This is a genomic window from Spirosoma sp. (genome assembly GCF_026391055.1).
GTDB lineage: Bacteria > Bacteroidota > Bacteroidia > Cytophagales > Spirosomataceae > Spirosoma.
In genome coordinates this window covers 308945-324050 of the sequence record NZ_JAPLET010000025.1, presented here as the reverse complement: position 1 = coordinate 324050, position 15106 = coordinate 308945, and the positions used below count along the sequence as shown (strand labels likewise).

The following is a 15106-nucleotide window of genomic DNA, read 5'->3' as shown; positions in this document are numbered from 1 at the left end:
TCTTTAGCCCCATACAATTCAAGGGTTGGGCAGAAGACATCAGTTAGGCATCAGGCAATTTCAGCCGGTAAATGGCATATGGTGTGGTTCGTTTGTTTTCGCCTTCATTGTAATCGGGTTGCTTGTTGATCTGGGAGCAACTGATGTATAGATAATCATCCGTCGAAATGGAATAACTATCGGGCCAGATCAGCCTTTCATCGGATACGACATCTTCCAGCTTATGGGCAGCCGTTAGTCGTACCAGTTTATAGTGCTGGTAATCGCCCAGGAACAGGTTGCCGTTTTTGTCAACTATCATCCCGTCCGTCACTGCAAACCGTCCCAAATCTTCCACCGCAGCCTCCCGTTGAGCTTCCGGCAAGGCTTCGTTTCGCAAAAATTCCGTGCGAATGCAGTAGAGTTTATTGTCAGTGAGCGGTTTATAATACAGCCATTCGCCATCCGGTGTTAAGGCAATGCCATCCGATTGGAGGTGTACCGGCTGCCCTTGCTTTTTGAATTCCTTCCCGTCCACGATCAGGGTAAAAGAAGGGTCGTGTTTCACCGAAGGATGATGGCGCAATACCTCCCGGATGGTTCCCGTTTCCAGATTAATGACCACAATTCCTCCTTCATTGGAGTTGGTTAAATACGCTACCTTTCTTTGGGTATCGACCCGCACATCGTTGATATAACTTTTGTGGCTCAGGACGCCCTCAAACCGGTAGACTTCTTCGATGCTGTCGGTAGCCAGATTGAACTTCACCAGTTTGAAACTAGCGTCATAAACCTGTTCCATGTTCGGGCAGGCCGGGTCCACCACCCACAGGTTGTTCTCGGCGTCAACATAGACGGCCTGCACACAAACCCATTTATCCTTTCCATTATCCCCTTCCTGCCAACTGTTCCACCGTTCGTCCGGATAAGGTTTCACCCCGTTATCGGGTAAAATTTCGACCACACTGTACTGGTGTGGGCCGGGCCATAACGGATAACAGCTAAACAAACGACCGTCTTTCGCGATCGCCACACCGGTTAACTGGTAGGTATCGTCGGAAAACACTTCTTCTAATTGATGACTGCTCGTAGGCATAATTGGGTCGGTTTAAATGATAGGGCACCCGTAAACAGGTACTTGGTAACTAGCGGGGACAAAACGGATCAACCCAAAAGTTTTCAGCTGGTGGCCTCTTCTGGGTTGATACCAATAATCATGTCCGCTTACTAAACCCTACGTACGCTTGTTTTTCCGGTTTAGTAGCATGAAACCAGCCGTGATTAGCAAGGCCGTAGTCGCCGTCTTTTGGATAAAAGCAGGGCGGTTATACTTCCATTCCGCTCGCCAGCCCCTTTCGATCCAGGGGTTGGGAAGAATGCCGTGGGTTAAGTCACTCAGCTTTCCCTCAATGGCGTTGATCCGGTCGGCCAAGATCAGCGTCATCCAGTGCGTAGCGGTCGCTTCACTAAACTGATAAGCATAGCGACGGACAGCCCCACTGAGGCCCGAAGGCGGTGACGATGTGCCAAAGACACGAGTAATGCCCGGCCGCTCCACCGAATGCAGGACCTCGATGTCGAGGGGCTGCTGGGGTGCTTTTTCATAACTGAGCCGCTCGTGGTCCGCCCCGTTCCAATGCTTCATGGGGTAGGTGGGATCATTTTCCGGATCGGCATCCATGCCCCAGCCAGGTATGTCTTTGGTACGGTTTCTCTGGTTTCGATTCGCAATCTTGCGGTCCTGAAATTCACCTATTCTATCTTCTAGTACGGTTTGCATACGTTTAGTGTTTAAGCCGCATGGGCACGTGGCGGAATTAACAAGGGTTTGACGATGTGGTCCAGCTTACTGGAAAACATGCGGTACGCATCCGGCACTTCTTCCAGCGGTAGCCGGTGGGTAATGATTTCCTTGGGATTGATTCGGCCGCTCATGATGTGATCAATCAGCTTGGGCAGCAGCCGTTTCACCGAGGCCTGATTGGCCCGCACGGTAATCCCTTTGTTCATCAGACTGCCAATGGGTGCCAGGTTCCAGGGAGGACCGTATACGCCGATGATGGAAACAATGCCCCCTTTTTTTACCGAGTTAATCGCCCAGTGCAGGGCCGTGGCATCACCGGCTTGCAGGAGTAGTCCTTTACCGGTGATGGATTGCAAAGCATTGCCGGTGCCATCGCAGCCTACCGCATCAATACAGACGTCGGCGCCAAAGTAATCGGTGGCTTTTTTTAAGAACACCACCGGGTCTTTCATCTCCCGGAAGTTGTAAGCCTCAGCAAAGGCAAACTTGCGGGCAAACTCCAGGCGGTAATCGACATGGTCAATCACAATGACCCGGGTAGCCCCGAAAAACCAGGCAAAACGGGCCGCCATCAGACCGACCGGGCCAGCGCCAAACACCACCACGGTATCGCCTTTTTGGATGCCGCCCTGCTCGGCCGCCTGATAGCCCGTGGGCACCACGTCGGTCAGCAGAACGGCGTTTTCCAGGTCCATTCCTTCGGGGATTTTGGTGGGGCTCACATCGGCGTAGGGTACCCGAACGTATTCGGCCTGTCCGCCATCATAGCCCCCGCCGGTGTGGGCATAGCCAAAAAAGCCGCCAACAGCGGTGGCTTCCGGATTGGACTCATTGCAGTTGCCGTAGAGTTCCTGCTTACAGTGCGGGCAGGTGCCACAGGCTACGTTAAACGGCACCAGCACATGGTCGCCTACTTTCAGCTTTTGCACGCCCGAGCCTACCGCTTCGACTACGCCGGTAAACTCATGGCCAAAGGTCATGCCCACCCGGGTATCGGGCACCCGACCGTGATAGAGGTGGAGGTCGGAGCCGCAAATTAGGGATCGGGTGACCCGGACAATAGCATCATAGGGATGCTTGATTTCCGGCTCGGGCTTGTTCCGGTCTAGCCTGATTTGACGGGGACCGCGAAAATTCATTGCTAACATAGCTACCTGTCGTTACATGTGATTAAGCTGGTTTACTTGAGCACAATAAGCTATCAGGCTACATGGAGGAAGTTACCTTTAGCGCTATCGCCAGCGCTTCAACAGGTCTATCAGCCGCCATTCCCTGCTGGCTACCTACCGGAGAGGTCGGTCAAAGAGGAGCAAAATCAACGGAATGGGTTTCTACTACAAGCACCCTCACTCCTGAAGCGATTGGGTCATCAGTAGAGCGTGATGGCGTCTGGGGCCAGCCCCTCAACACGATTCGTATTCGATCTCCCTGCTGATCAAGAAATTACTGCCCATCGTGTACCTGATTCACAGGTACTTCCTGTCTCGTAAAACAAGCTCATTCGCTTGGTGGCCCCGCAGCCGACGAGTGGGTTTCGGTCGACTGCGCATCATGGCTCTGATAGCGGCCGCTATCAGCATCGTCTGGACGTTTATGGCGACTCCTGTTAACCATTTGATTCGCGTGAGATCTACCCACTTCTATCAAGTCGCCGACTTGTCTGGGTACTACTTTTGTTTAATGAGAAAGTTGAAACTGAACTAAAAAAGTGAGGATACGGGCGCATCTAAAAAAAAAGGCCCTGCCCCTGTACGCCCGTCTTATCCGTGGACATTTCAGGAGGGTTGACCAGAGGCCCCCATCGGTGTAAGCCAATTGTTTAGAAAAAGCGGCTTTCTTATCGTAAGGCATTTGTCTAGATCAGGCGATAGGCGGCCAGCCATGCGGCCTGGCGAATCAGCTTTCTCCAGTGCTGATATAGCCACGCCAATTGAAGGCCTTTATAGGCTTCAGCTTAACCAAACCGGACAATTTGCTCGTCTGCTCACGGATAAATTCAGAGTCTGGTTAATCAGGATGTTTCATTCAGTGTTCGCCTACATACAGCCAGTCCAGGAAGTTGTACATACTTAAAATTAGACAGATGTACTTGGCCCATTACTGGCGGAATCGACTGCTCTGGAGTTGACGGAATCGGCGGGGTAGCCCGGGCGGTGGTCAGTTTGATCGTAATATTCAATTGGTGCACTATACTCGACAGCCCAACCCCGGCACGCTATTCCTCGCCCTTCACAGGTGGTTTTCGTCGTCACAAACGCCTACTGCTGTTGCCCGAACAACCCGGCTTATTTTAAAACGTTACTCACCAAAAACCAATCGTCTTTTGGCCTGAATAAGGGGGCAATACAAAGTCTATAAACAGTGAGCGTGTCGCCTGGGTTGTTATAGAAAAAACAACATGCAAACGCCCTACGAGTATCTACAAGCCCAATTGGCATCCCAGCAACCCCTGATGGAAACGGAAGAAGGGGGGTATTTAGTCTCGGAGGTGACGGTCATTGATGAGACGACGAATGCCTTTACATTTAGCCTGGTTGGTTATGGCCTGATGGCTGGCAACACGTTGGCCGGAAGCGTAGAGGATTCCCAGGATGGCAACTATCCAGGCACCTACAATTTTGTGGCTGGCGACGCGGATGCCAACAAGCCCGTGCACCAAAACTACAGCCATGACAACGTCCTGTTGTTCTTTACGCAGGGAATCACCCTATAGCTTTTCGGCTAATCACATCCGTAGCTCGACCGTCACCAGAAACCGGTAGGCGGCTGGTGACGGTCTGGCAATAGAGTACCACCTTAATCTGATGGCCACCTATACTCCTGTGATAGAACGGGTAGCCGTGTGGGTTGAGCCAATGGCATTGTGCATAGTGTACCAATTCTGACCAGTGGGCACCAGGCCTACTTGACTAAAGTATCAAAGCTTAAACACGAATAAAATGGATTTGCAGCTACGCGGAAAAACCGCTTTGGTAACCGGATCAACGGCGGGCATTGGGTTGGCGATTGCTAAAACATTGGCTCAGGAAGGGGTCGAAGTCATACTCAATGGCCGAAATCAGGGCCGAGTCGATGCCCTGGTCCATCAACTGATGGCTGAATTGCCCGGTACCCGGTTTCAAGGCATTGCCGCTGACTTCAGTCAGGTCGAGGAAATAAACGCCTTGTTAGCCCAACTACCTCAGGTGGACATACTGATCAATAACGTGGGCATATTTGAGCCTAGGGAATTTACGCAGATATCTGATGAAGACTGGTTCAGGTTTTTTGAGGTCAATGTGATGAGTGGAGTTCGGCTCTCCCGCCATTATTTCCCCAACATGTTGGCCAACGGATGGGGGCGAATCATTTTTGTCTCCAGTGAATCGGCGCTGCAAATCCCGACGGAGATGATTCACTACGGCACGACGAAGACGGCTCAGCTGGCCATCTCGCGCGGGTTAGCCGAACTGACCACCGGCACCGACGTGACCGTCAATACGGTGCTGCCTGGCCCGACCTTATCCGAAGGGGTTGGTGACTTTATCGGCAGTATGGCCGCCAGCCGTCAGGTGTCGGTCGAGGAAATGGAAAAGGACTTCTTCAAACAGGCCCGCCCGACCTCCATTATCAAACGGTTTGCCACAACCCAGGAAATAGCCAATCTGGTGGCTTATCTGTCAAGTTCCCTAGCCTCTGCCACCAACGGAGCGGCCGTCCGGGTAGATGGGGGTGTTACCAAGACCATTGTCTAATCGAGTCCCATTCATCGAAGCGTAGACAGGCTATCTCTGACTAGATATGACGGTAAACAAACCTGGCGCTGGGTTCAGGGAAAGGTGAAGTTTCTACGTTTTAGTAGACAAAGAAATTCTGTCTACGTTAGTAGTAGCCTGTAAAGGTAGCCAGGCAACCGGCGCTAAACTATATGCACCGGTTGCTATTCCTAATACGTTGATTGACGCAACCTTAAGATTTACTGACCACCAAGAGTTTTATTCTAAATGTACCATTTTTAATTCTTCAAGTCTGGAAAACAAATTATTGGCTATTTCTCGAATTAATACAATTTATAGTTTTAACGCTTTCGTTCACGAAAACGCTCATTTGCCCGACCAGCAGTAATGTCTTAGTCAGGCAAACGAAGGGCTTGCTACCGGTGCTGTCTGGCAATGGCTTCTAGTAAGCCGCGCATGTACCCAATAGCAAAGAGCACACCTATGTTGCTGTAGCCAGGGTGTTCGTTGCTGTCGCCAGCCATGGTCGGTACGTGGTCGGGGCGCATAGGCCCCCGGAAACCAATGTCGTAGTAGGTTTTCATGGCTTCGTACATATTGGTTTTGCCGTCGTCGTGGAAGGTTTCCTCAAAGTGATTGCGGCTACCCCGCACATCACGGAAATGCACGAAATGGATTTTGCCGCGTTTGCCAAAGTAGTTAATGACCGATGGGATATCTTCGCCCATGGTCGCAAACGTACCCTGACAGAGCGTAATGCCATTGCTGGGGCTGGGTACCAGTTCGATCATTCGCTTGAAAGCATCGGCTGAGATCATAATACGTGGAATTCCCCGGATGGCATCCACCGGCGGGTCGTCGGGGTGGAGGGCTAGTTTGATGCCTTTCTTTTCGGCTTCCGGCACTACGGCTTTCAGGAAGTATTCCAGGTTTTTCCACATGACTTCCTTGGTAAAGGTGCCGAAGGTCGTTAGGCTATTGTCTTTTATGTTATCAATATCAAATGCACTCACCAGAGCCCCGCCCCGGCTGGGTAGGTCCAGACTGGTACGCGCCCAACTGATAACGGGCATCCAGTTGTAGCAGATGGTGTCGATGCCCGCTTTGGCCAGGTTTCGGATAAACAGAATGAAGTTGTCGATCTCTTCATCCCGACCGGGTAGCCCCAGCTTGGTTTTTTCATAGAGGGCGGGTGGTCCTTCAACGACCTTAAACGTCAGTCCCTCTTTGGCCCAGGCCTCTTTAACCGCCATGATGGCTTTGTACTCCCACGGCTGAGCGTCGGTAATGCCCAGCGGCCGGGCGTTAATACCCCCTACCGCGTTCAGCACCTGAAGTTGCTTCGACAGTTCGATGCGCCGTTTATCCATGCCATAAAAGTGAGCCAGACAAAGCTGCATACCGCCGTCCTTGACGTAGGCGAGGGGAGAGGAAGTCGGTTGGCTGAGTGCACCGGCGTGCGGGCCCGCCAGCGATAGGGCGGCTGCGGAAGCACTGTTTTTCAGGAAATGACGACGCGAGTTTTTCACGATTTCTTAGAGGGTCTTCTGAATGGGTCAATCCGGTTTGGCCGCTACGCTGCTGTGATGGCGCCTAGCTGTAAAGCCGGATATTGGCAAGGGCTTACTTATGCCGACGGCCAGTCAAAAAAGATTCCTTGCGAAATACTATCAGGAAACGGGGTATTTTTGCGGTAAGCCGCTGAAATCCCATCTACTCTAGCAATAATATAAATTAATGTATTCAAAATTGTCTGTTTTTCGAGTACAGGCAGTAGTAGCCCCAGCTTCCAGTTCTCAATCTATGCGTCGACTCACACTTCTTGCCGCTTTTGTCAGTTTTTCTCTTTTATCGGTAGCTCAGACTCCAGCCCCGTACGGTGCCGTTCCATCGGCCCGCCAGCTTGCCTGGCATAAGCTTAAGTACTATGCCTTTGTCCATTTCAATATGAACACCTTCACTAATGAAGAGTGGGGGCACGGCACCGAAACGCCCGATCAGTTCAATCCAACGCAGCTCGATTGCCGGCAGTGGGCCAAGGTGGCGAAAGAAGCGGGTATGGAAGGGATCGTCATTACGGCCAAACACCATGACGGCTTCTGCCTGTGGCCGTCGAAATACGCCGAGCACTCGGTCAAAAACAGCAAATGGCGAAACGGAAAGGGCGATGTACTGAAGGATTTATCGGAGGCTTGTAAGGAATACGGACTGAAGTTCGGTGTGTACCTGTCGCCCTGGGACCGCAACCACCCGGCCTACGGGACGCCGGAATACAACGAGGTGTTCAAGAAAACCCTTCAGGAAGTGCTAACCCAGTACGGCGATGTGTTTGAGGTCTGGTTCGACGGGGCAAATGGCGAAGGACCGAACGGCAAGAAACAGGTCTACGACTGGCCAGGATTCATAGAAACCGTCCGTAAATACCAGCCCAACGCCGTTATCTTCAGCGATGCCGGTCCCGATATCCGATGGGTGGGCAACGAAGATGGGTATGCGGGCGAAACCAACTGGAGCACACTCAACCGCGATAAAGTTTACCCTGCTTACCCAAACTATTGGGAGCTGACGCTGGGTCACGAAGACGGTACGCATTGGGTACCTACGGAAGTAAACTGCTCCATCCGGCCGGGCTGGTATTACCACGCCAGTGAAGATACCAAAGTGAAGTCGCTGGAACACCTGGTCGATATTTATTACAGCTCCATAGGCCGAAACGGCAACTGGCTCCTGAACCTGCCCGTCGATCGGCGGGGGCTGGTGCATGAAAACGACGTAAAACAGCTGATGGCGCTGAAAGCCTATACCGACAAGGCCACGCATAACCTGGCCGGTGGGAAGAAAATAACCAGCAATAGCGTGTTCAGCAAGGCTTCGACCTTTGCCGCCGGTAATGTGCTCGATGCCAGCCGGGATACGTACTGGGCCGCTGCCGAAGGCGCCAAGCAAGCGACACTGGAGATTGACCTGGGTAAGCCTACAACCCTCAACCGGCTGCTGATTGAAGAGTACATTGCGCTGGGCCAGCGGGTGAAAAAATTCTCGGTAGCAGCCTGGCAGAAAGACGGCTATCAGACCATTGCCAGCGGAACGACCATCGGCAACCGGCGTATTCTGCGATTTCCGACCGTTACGACCAGCAAAATTCGGGTGAGCATCGACGAGTCGAAAGCCAGTCCGCTGATTCGGCACATTGAAATGTATAACGCACCCGAGTTGATCGTGACGCCCGTTATCAGCCGCAATAAAGAGGGTATGGTTACGATTGCCTGTCCCAAAACGACCGACCCGGTCATTACCTATACCACAGATGGTTCGGAACCTACCGCCCGGAGTCAGCGCTTTACGCAGGCCGTTGCCTTACCGCAGGGTGGCGTAGTGAAAGCTCGTGCCTTCGTTGATAACATGAAAAAGGCGAGCAGCCCCGTAACGGCTGAGTTCGACATTAGTCCGGCAAAATGGACCGTCGTATCAGCCGGTGAGACAGCACCGAAAAAAGAAGTTGTCCGATTAATCGACGGCAACGCGGACACTTTCTGGCAGCAACGCAAGCAACCCGAAAACCCAACATCGGTGGTGCTGGATTTGGGCGAGCAACTGCCGCTGAAAGGTTTTACATACGTGCCCCGTCAGGATGGGAAAAAGACGGGCATTGTGTACCGATATGCCGTTTCGGTCAGCCAGGACGGGAAAACATGGTCGGCACCGGTAAGTCAGGGGGCGTTCAACAACATTAACAACAACCCCGTTGAGCAGGTGATTCGCTTCGACAAGCCCCAAACGGCCCGGTTCCTGAAGTTCGACGCCCTCGAAACAACCGAGGCCAGCGATGCTACTGTATCCATTGCTGAACTGGGTGTACTGACCCGCTGATTTTTTGAGTTAAGTAGCGACAAATGCAAATCAAACCAATCATTTTCATCGTCGGGCTCAGTCTGCTGATTGCCGGGATAGGTCAATCGCAAACGCCCGATCCATACCCCATTATCCCGTACCCGACTTCGCTGGTGCCGGGTCGTGGGCAGTTTATTATCACCCAAAACACTGCGCTGGTTGTCCAGGATAGCCGCTTCCAAAACGAGGCTGGTCAGTTACAGCAATTGCTGAAACCGGTTTTGGGTAAGCCATTGCCTGCCCGTGGAGGCAACGCGCAGATCGTGCTTAACTATGACCCATCCATCACGGCATCGGAGGGCTACCAGCTCACCATCACCCCCCAGCGCATAACCCTGGCGGCCAGAGAGCCGGTGGGTATGTTTCGGGCCATTCAGACCATCCGGCAACTGCTGCCCGTGAGCCTTGAACAGAAAAAAGCAGCCGGCTCACTAACCCTCCCGGCGGTGCAAATCCGCGACCAGCCCGCCTATGCCTGGCGGGGCATGCACCTCGACGTATCGCGGCACTTTTTCTCGATGGATTACCTGCATACATTCGTCGACCTGCTGGCCCTCTACAAATTCAATAAATTTCACCTGCACCTGACCGACGACCAGGGCTGGCGGCTGGAGATAAAGGCGTACCCCAAACTGACCAGCGAAGGAGCCTGGCGGACGTTTAACAACCAGGATTCTGTCGTGCTGAAACGGGCCGCTACCAATCCCGACTTCGACCTGCCGAAGCAATACCTGCGGCAGAAAGACGGGAAAACGCAGTACGGCGGGTCTTACACCCAGAACCAGATGCGCGAACTCATCGCATACGCAGCCGCCCGCCATATCGAGATCATTCCGGAAATCGACATGCCCGGTCACCTGACAGCGGCCATTAAGGCATATCCGTTTCTGAGCTGTACGGGGCAGGAAGGCTGGGGCAAAACGTTTTCGGTGCCCATCTGCCCCTGCAACGAACCTACCTACACGTTCACCGAAGCGGTACTGAGCGAAGTAGCCGCGCTGTTTCCGAGTCAGTACATCCACATCGGAGCCGACGAAGTAGAAAAATCGACCTGGGCGCAGTCGACGGCCTGTCAGGCGTTGATGAAGCGGGAGGGAATCAAAAGCGTGGAGGAACTGCAAAGCTATTTCGTCCATCGGACTGAGAAATTTCTGCTGTCGAAAGGGAAAAAACTCATGGTCTGGGACGATGCGCTGGAGGGCGGACTGGCACCCTCGGCAACGGTCATGTACTGGCGAAGTTGGGTAACCGATGCCCCCGTGAAAGCGGTTCGGAACGGTAATCCGGTGGTGATGACGCCCGTGAATACGCTCTATTTTGACGTGTTGCCCGATAAAAATTCGCTCGCTAATGTTTACCGGTTCAACCCCGTTCCGGCCGGGTTGACCCCCGCCGAAGCGACGTCTATTTTAGGGGCGCAGGCCAACACCTGGACGGAGTATATCCCGTCCGAAAATCGGGTCGATTACATGGTCATGCCTCGCATGACGGCGCTGGCCGAACGGCTCTGGACCAACCAGAATCAGTATGAGACCTATCAGCAACGACTGACCCGGCATTACCCGCGGCTGGATGCGCTGGGCGTTCACTACCGCGTGCCCGACTTAAGCGGCTTTGCCGAAGAGAATGTCTTTACGGATCAAACGGCCCTGCGCATCCACAAACCGACGGATAACCTGGTTGTTCGCTACACCACCGATGGGAGCTTGCCGAAGGCGACTTCGGCGATACTCCCCGAGTCGTTACCGATCAGCCAGCCAACGACGGTGAAGCTGGCGGCTTTTACAAATAGCGGCTTGCAGGGGGATGTGTATACGCTTAGGTATCAACAGCAATCGCTTGCTGAACCCCGGCCAGTATCGTCCGTCAGGGCCGGATTGATGAGTAGCTATGTAAAGGGGCAGTATAAAAACGTAGCCGCCATGCTAAAAGCAGCGGCATCCGATTCGGTTGTAGTGAACCAAGTAAAAGTACCGGAAATGACAACTGCGGGTAGTTTTGGCGTTCGGTTTCGGGGCTACATTACCGTTCCCGCCACGGGTATTTACAGCTTCTTCCTGGTTGCCGATGATGGCGGTGTGCTGCGTATTGCCAACCGGACGGTCATTGACAACGACGGTAATCACGGCCCTATCGAAAAAAGCGGGCAGGTGGCCCTAATGCAGGGTACGCATCCTTTCGCCCTCGACTTTATCGAAGCGGGCGGAGGCTACACGCTGAAACTACTCTACAGTCGCGACGGTGGTGATCTCCAACCCGTACCGGCCGACTGGCTCGGGCATTGACCGGGTACGATGATACCCTTATCGTGGTGTCAGGTTTGAGAACCCGACACCACCGGAACGTGACAATATTGACCGGCGACAATACCAATTTTTGCTACTTTATGCGTTTATCCTTCAACTACATCTCTGTGCTCAGTATTGTCGCAGGCTTGTTACTGCCGTTATCCGGTAAAAGTCAGTCGACCGCCGTTTCCAAAGCGCCCACGGGCCTTACCCGTTACGTCGACCCGTTTATTGGGACGGGTTTTCACGGACACGTGTTCATGGGGGCCAATGTGCCGTTCGGGGCCGTTCAGCTTGGGCCTACCCAGATGTCGCAGGGATGGGACTGGTGTTCAGGCTACCATTATTCCGATTCGTTGATTGTCGGGTTTGCGCATACGCACCTCAACGGAACGGGAATCGGTGATCTGGGCGATGTTCAGATCATGCCCACAACCGGTCCGGTGAAACTCAGCCGGGGCACCAGTAAAGACAGCCGGAGCGGCTACGCGTCCCGTTTTTCGCATACGCAGGAAACCGTCAGACCAGGCTACTATGCGGTGAAGTTAGAGCGGTACAACATCAATGTGGCGTTGACCGCTACCGAGCGGGTGGGGCTGCATCAGTACACCTTTCCCAAAACCAGCGACGCGCACATCGTAGTTGATCTGGGAGAAGGCGTGGGCGATAGACCGACAGAAACCTATCTTGAAAAACTCAACGATTCAACCCTTGTGGGCTATCGTTTTTCGAAAGGTTGGGCGCCCGACCAGCGGCTCTATTTCGCGATTGTCTTTGCCAAACCCATTCAGCAACTGGCACTGTACACCGACCAGACACCGGCAGCGGGCTCATCGGTAAAAAGCCGCCGGGTAAAAGGCGTGCTGAGTTTTGCTACGCAGGCTAACGAAAAAGTGCTGATAAAAGTCGGCATCTCGCCAGTTAGCTCGACGAATGCGCTGGACAACATTCGGGCTGAGCTGCCGCACTGGGATTTTGCCCGCGTGGCCCTGGATGCCGACGCTGCCTGGAACAGAGAACTGAGCAAAATTTCGGTGAAAACGAAGGATCAAAATCGGCTGAAAATCTTTTACACCGCCCTGTTTCATACGCAGGTAGCCCCGTCGCTGTTCAACGACCACAACAGCGATTATCGGGGAACGGATAAGCAGGTCTACCCAAAGGCTGCGTTCAACAACATGACAACGTTTTCGCTTTGGGATACCTACCGGAGTGCGCACCCGCTGTTCACCCTGACGCAACCCCGGCGCGTGGCCGACATGATCAACTCCATGCTCGCCATCTTCGATCAGCAGGGAAAGCTGCCCGTCTGGCATCTGGTGGGGAACGAAACGAATACCATGCCTGGCAACAGCGCTATGCCCGTCATTGCCGATGCCTGTCTGAAAGGTATTGCCGGTATCAACGTCAACCATGCCTTCGACGCCATGAAGGCAAGTGCCATGCTGGACGAGCGGGGTCTGAAATTCGTAAAATCGAAAGGCTATATACCTGCCGATACGCTGGTGGAAAGTGTAGCCCGCGGACTCGAATATGCCATCGACGACTGGGCAATTGCTCAGGTAGCCAAAAAGCTTGGGAAAGACGCCGACTATACCTATTTCAGCAAGCGGGCCAAGGCCTACAAGCAATACTTCGACCCGCAGATCAAATTCATGCGCGGCCGGGTGTCGGATAATGAACGCCGGACGCCCTTTAGCCCGCTGGTATCGCGGCACATGAAAGATGATTTTGCTGAAGGTAACAGCTGGCAATACACCTGGCTGGTGCCCCACGATGTGGAAGGGTTGATTTCATTGTTCTCGGGCGAGAAAGCGTTTATCCGGAAGTTGGATTCCCTGTTCGTGGTTCACGGCGATATGGGCAGCGAAGCCTCCAACGACATAACGGGGTTGATCGGGCAATACGCGCACGGCAACGAGCCAAGCCACCACATTACCTACCTGTATGGGTACGTAGGCCAGCCCTGGAAAACGGCGGATAAGGTGCGCTACATCCTTGATAGCCTGTATACGACCCGGCCCGACGGGCTGATTGGAAATGAAGATGTGGGGCAAATGTCGGCCTGGTATGTGCTGTCGGCTATGGGTTTTTACCCGGTCAACCCGGCCAATGGGGCCTACGTATTTGGCAGCCCGGTTTTTGACGAGGTAACGCTCAATCTGGAAAATGGGAAGTCGTTTCAGATCAAAACGGTCAACAACAGCGTCACGAACCGGTACATAAATCGCATCCTGCTCAACGGGAAGCCGTATACTAAAGCTTATTTACTCCACCAGACCATCCTGAACGGCGGAACGCTGACTATCGAGATGAGCAATAAACCGAGCGCTAACTGGGGCATCCGACCCGAAGACCGTGCCCGATCAATTTACTGAAGTTAGTTTAAAAAAGACACGCCATAGAACGAAGCCGATAAACAGGTATTAAATCAATTAGCGGGTCTTTGCTTGTCTTTCAAGGGCTACGTCTAACAACTTATAATTAAACGCTTAACAATCTTATGTTAAAAGTAATGTTTCTGTTTTTCCTGGTCAGCCTTGGGGTTTCGTCGGCGAGCGCGGAGGTCATTAGTGACTCAATACTGATCGAGGGCCACTATCGGTCGTTCCATTATAACAATGTCCCCGCAGCATCGGTCAATCGTCCGGGGCTGATTTTTGTCCTGCATGGGTCGGGAGGAAACGGGAAAGGGATGATGAAATCCGCTGTGAAGATGGAGCAACAAGCTACTGCCGAGAATATGCTGGTCGTTTACCCGGATGGCTACAAACGGTACTGGAATGAATGTCGGAAAGCCTCTCCGGCGGAGGCCAACGTCGAAAATGTGAATGAGCAGGCTTTCTTCGAGGGTATGGTTCAGTATTTCGAGAAACGCTATAAGATTGATCGGAATCATGTATTTGCCGTGGGTACCTCGGGCGGGGGGCACATGACCTACAAGCTGGCCTTAACCATGCCGCGTACGTTCCGGGCCATCACGGCTATTATTGCCAATCTGCCGGATACAACCAACCTGGACTGTACGCCATCTGGCAAAGCGGTGCCGGTCATGATCGTTAATGGTACACTGGATAAGACAAATCCGTACGAGGGTGGCGTTGTCGTGCTGGGCAAAAACATGACCATGGGGGCAGTGCGCTCCACCGACCGCACCCTGGCCTACTGGGCTGACCTGGCTCGGTACAAAGGCAAACCAACCCAGGAGAATCTGCCCGATACAGACCCGGCCGACGGGAAAACCATTGAACGCTATACCTATAAAGAGAAAGGAAAGCCCGAAATTGTGCTCCTCAAGGTCATTGGCGGAAAACACGACTACCCCAACGACATTGACGTTCACGTAGAAGCCCTGCGCTTTTTCATGCGGCAGATCGGGAAGTGATTGACTAGTTTGATGGTGCCGTACCAGTAATCTGGTCGGTATA

General features: G+C 53.1%; 10 protein-coding genes. 6 read left to right on the top strand and 4 right to left on the bottom strand.

Annotated elements, in window-relative coordinates; all coding sequences use genetic code 11:
* Positions 1 to 43: 43 nt before the first annotated feature.
* The 3 genes from NT073_RS23190 to NT073_RS23180 form a co-directional block, all read right to left on the bottom strand.
* Entirely contained in the window at positions 44 to 1075 is a 1032-nt protein-coding gene (locus tag NT073_RS23190) for an L-dopachrome tautomerase-related protein (RefSeq protein WP_297378331.1), read from the bottom strand.
* Positions 1076 to 1213: 138 nt separating this feature from the next.
* On the bottom strand, positions 1214 to 1759 hold the full coding sequence (locus NT073_RS23185) for a hypothetical protein (protein ID WP_297378328.1): 546 nt from the start codon (positions 1757 to 1759) through the stop codon (positions 1214 to 1216).
* An 11-nt stretch (positions 1760 to 1770) separates the two neighbouring features.
* Positions 1771 to 2931, bottom strand: coding sequence for a zinc-dependent alcohol dehydrogenase (locus NT073_RS23180; protein ID WP_297378325.1), 1161 nt, complete (start codon positions 2929 to 2931; stop codon positions 1771 to 1773).
* Positions 2932 to 4181: 1250 nt separating this feature from the next.
* Between NT073_RS23180 and NT073_RS23175 the strand changes: the two genes are divergently transcribed.
* Entirely contained in the window at positions 4182 to 4496 is a 315-nt protein-coding gene (locus NT073_RS23175; RefSeq protein ID WP_297378322.1) for a hypothetical protein, read from the top strand.
* Between the two features lie 226 nt (positions 4497 to 4722).
* The gene (locus tag NT073_RS23170; protein WP_297378319.1) at positions 4723 to 5517 is read left to right on the top strand and encodes an SDR family oxidoreductase; all 795 of its coding nucleotides are present in this window, start codon (positions 4723 to 4725) and stop codon (positions 5515 to 5517) included.
* A 398-nt stretch (positions 5518 to 5915) separates the two neighbouring features.
* Here NT073_RS23170 and NT073_RS23165 read toward each other — a convergent pair whose 3' ends face one another.
* Positions 5916 to 7028, bottom strand: coding sequence for a mannonate dehydratase (locus NT073_RS23165; RefSeq protein ID WP_297378316.1), 1113 nt, complete (start codon positions 7026 to 7028; stop codon positions 5916 to 5918).
* Between the two features lie 274 nt (positions 7029 to 7302).
* On the opposite strand from NT073_RS23165, the gene NT073_RS23160 reads away from it, so the two are divergent.
* From NT073_RS23160 to NT073_RS23145, 4 genes are all read left to right on the top strand, one after another.
* Positions 7303 to 9369, top strand: coding sequence for an alpha-L-fucosidase (locus NT073_RS23160; RefSeq protein WP_297378313.1), 2067 nt, complete (start codon positions 7303 to 7305; stop codon positions 9367 to 9369).
* A 23-nt stretch (positions 9370 to 9392) separates the two neighbouring features.
* Positions 9393 to 11675 (top strand): family 20 glycosylhydrolase, encoded by a 2283-nt coding sequence (locus NT073_RS23155; RefSeq protein WP_297378310.1) that lies wholly within the window; start codon positions 9393 to 9395, stop codon positions 11673 to 11675.
* A gap of 101 nt (positions 11676 to 11776) precedes the next feature.
* Positions 11777 to 14056: a GH92 family glycosyl hydrolase gene (locus NT073_RS23150; RefSeq protein WP_297378307.1), complete on the top strand. Its 2280-nt coding sequence runs from the start codon at positions 11777 to 11779 to the stop codon at positions 14054 to 14056.
* A gap of 125 nt (positions 14057 to 14181) precedes the next feature.
* Positions 14182 to 15063 carry a zeta toxin family protein gene (locus NT073_RS23145; RefSeq protein ID WP_297378304.1) on the top strand — a complete coding sequence of 294 codons (882 nt, stop codon included), beginning with the start codon at positions 14182 to 14184 and terminating at the stop codon, positions 15061 to 15063.
* The last annotated feature ends 43 nt before the right edge of the window (positions 15064 to 15106 follow it).

Excerpts from the sequence above, each read along its gene's own strand:
- NT073_RS23190 (WP_297378331.1), bottom strand. The coding sequence starts at position 1,075 with ATGCCTACGAGCAGTCATCAATTAGAAGAAGTGTTTTCCGACGATACC.
- NT073_RS23175 (WP_297378322.1), top strand. The coding sequence starts at position 4,182 with ATGCAAACGCCCTACGAGTATCTACAAGCCCAATTGGCATCCCAGCAA.
- NT073_RS23155 (WP_297378310.1), top strand. The coding sequence starts at position 9,393 with ATGCAAATCAAACCAATCATTTTCATCGTCGGGCTCAGTCTGCTGATT.
- NT073_RS23180 (WP_297378325.1), bottom strand. The coding sequence starts at position 2,931 with ATGTTAGCAATGAATTTTCGCGGTCCCCGTCAAATCAGGCTAGACCGG.
- NT073_RS23160 (WP_297378313.1), top strand. The coding sequence starts at position 7,303 with ATGCGTCGACTCACACTTCTTGCCGCTTTTGTCAGTTTTTCTCTTTTA.
- NT073_RS23145 (WP_297378304.1), top strand. The coding sequence starts at position 14,182 with ATGTTAAAAGTAATGTTTCTGTTTTTCCTGGTCAGCCTTGGGGTTTCG.
- NT073_RS23150 (WP_297378307.1), top strand. The coding sequence starts at position 11,777 with ATGCGTTTATCCTTCAACTACATCTCTGTGCTCAGTATTGTCGCAGGC.
- NT073_RS23170 (WP_297378319.1), top strand. The coding sequence starts at position 4,723 with ATGGATTTGCAGCTACGCGGAAAAACCGCTTTGGTAACCGGATCAACG.
- NT073_RS23185 (WP_297378328.1), bottom strand. The coding sequence starts at position 1,759 with ATGCAAACCGTACTAGAAGATAGAATAGGTGAATTTCAGGACCGCAAG.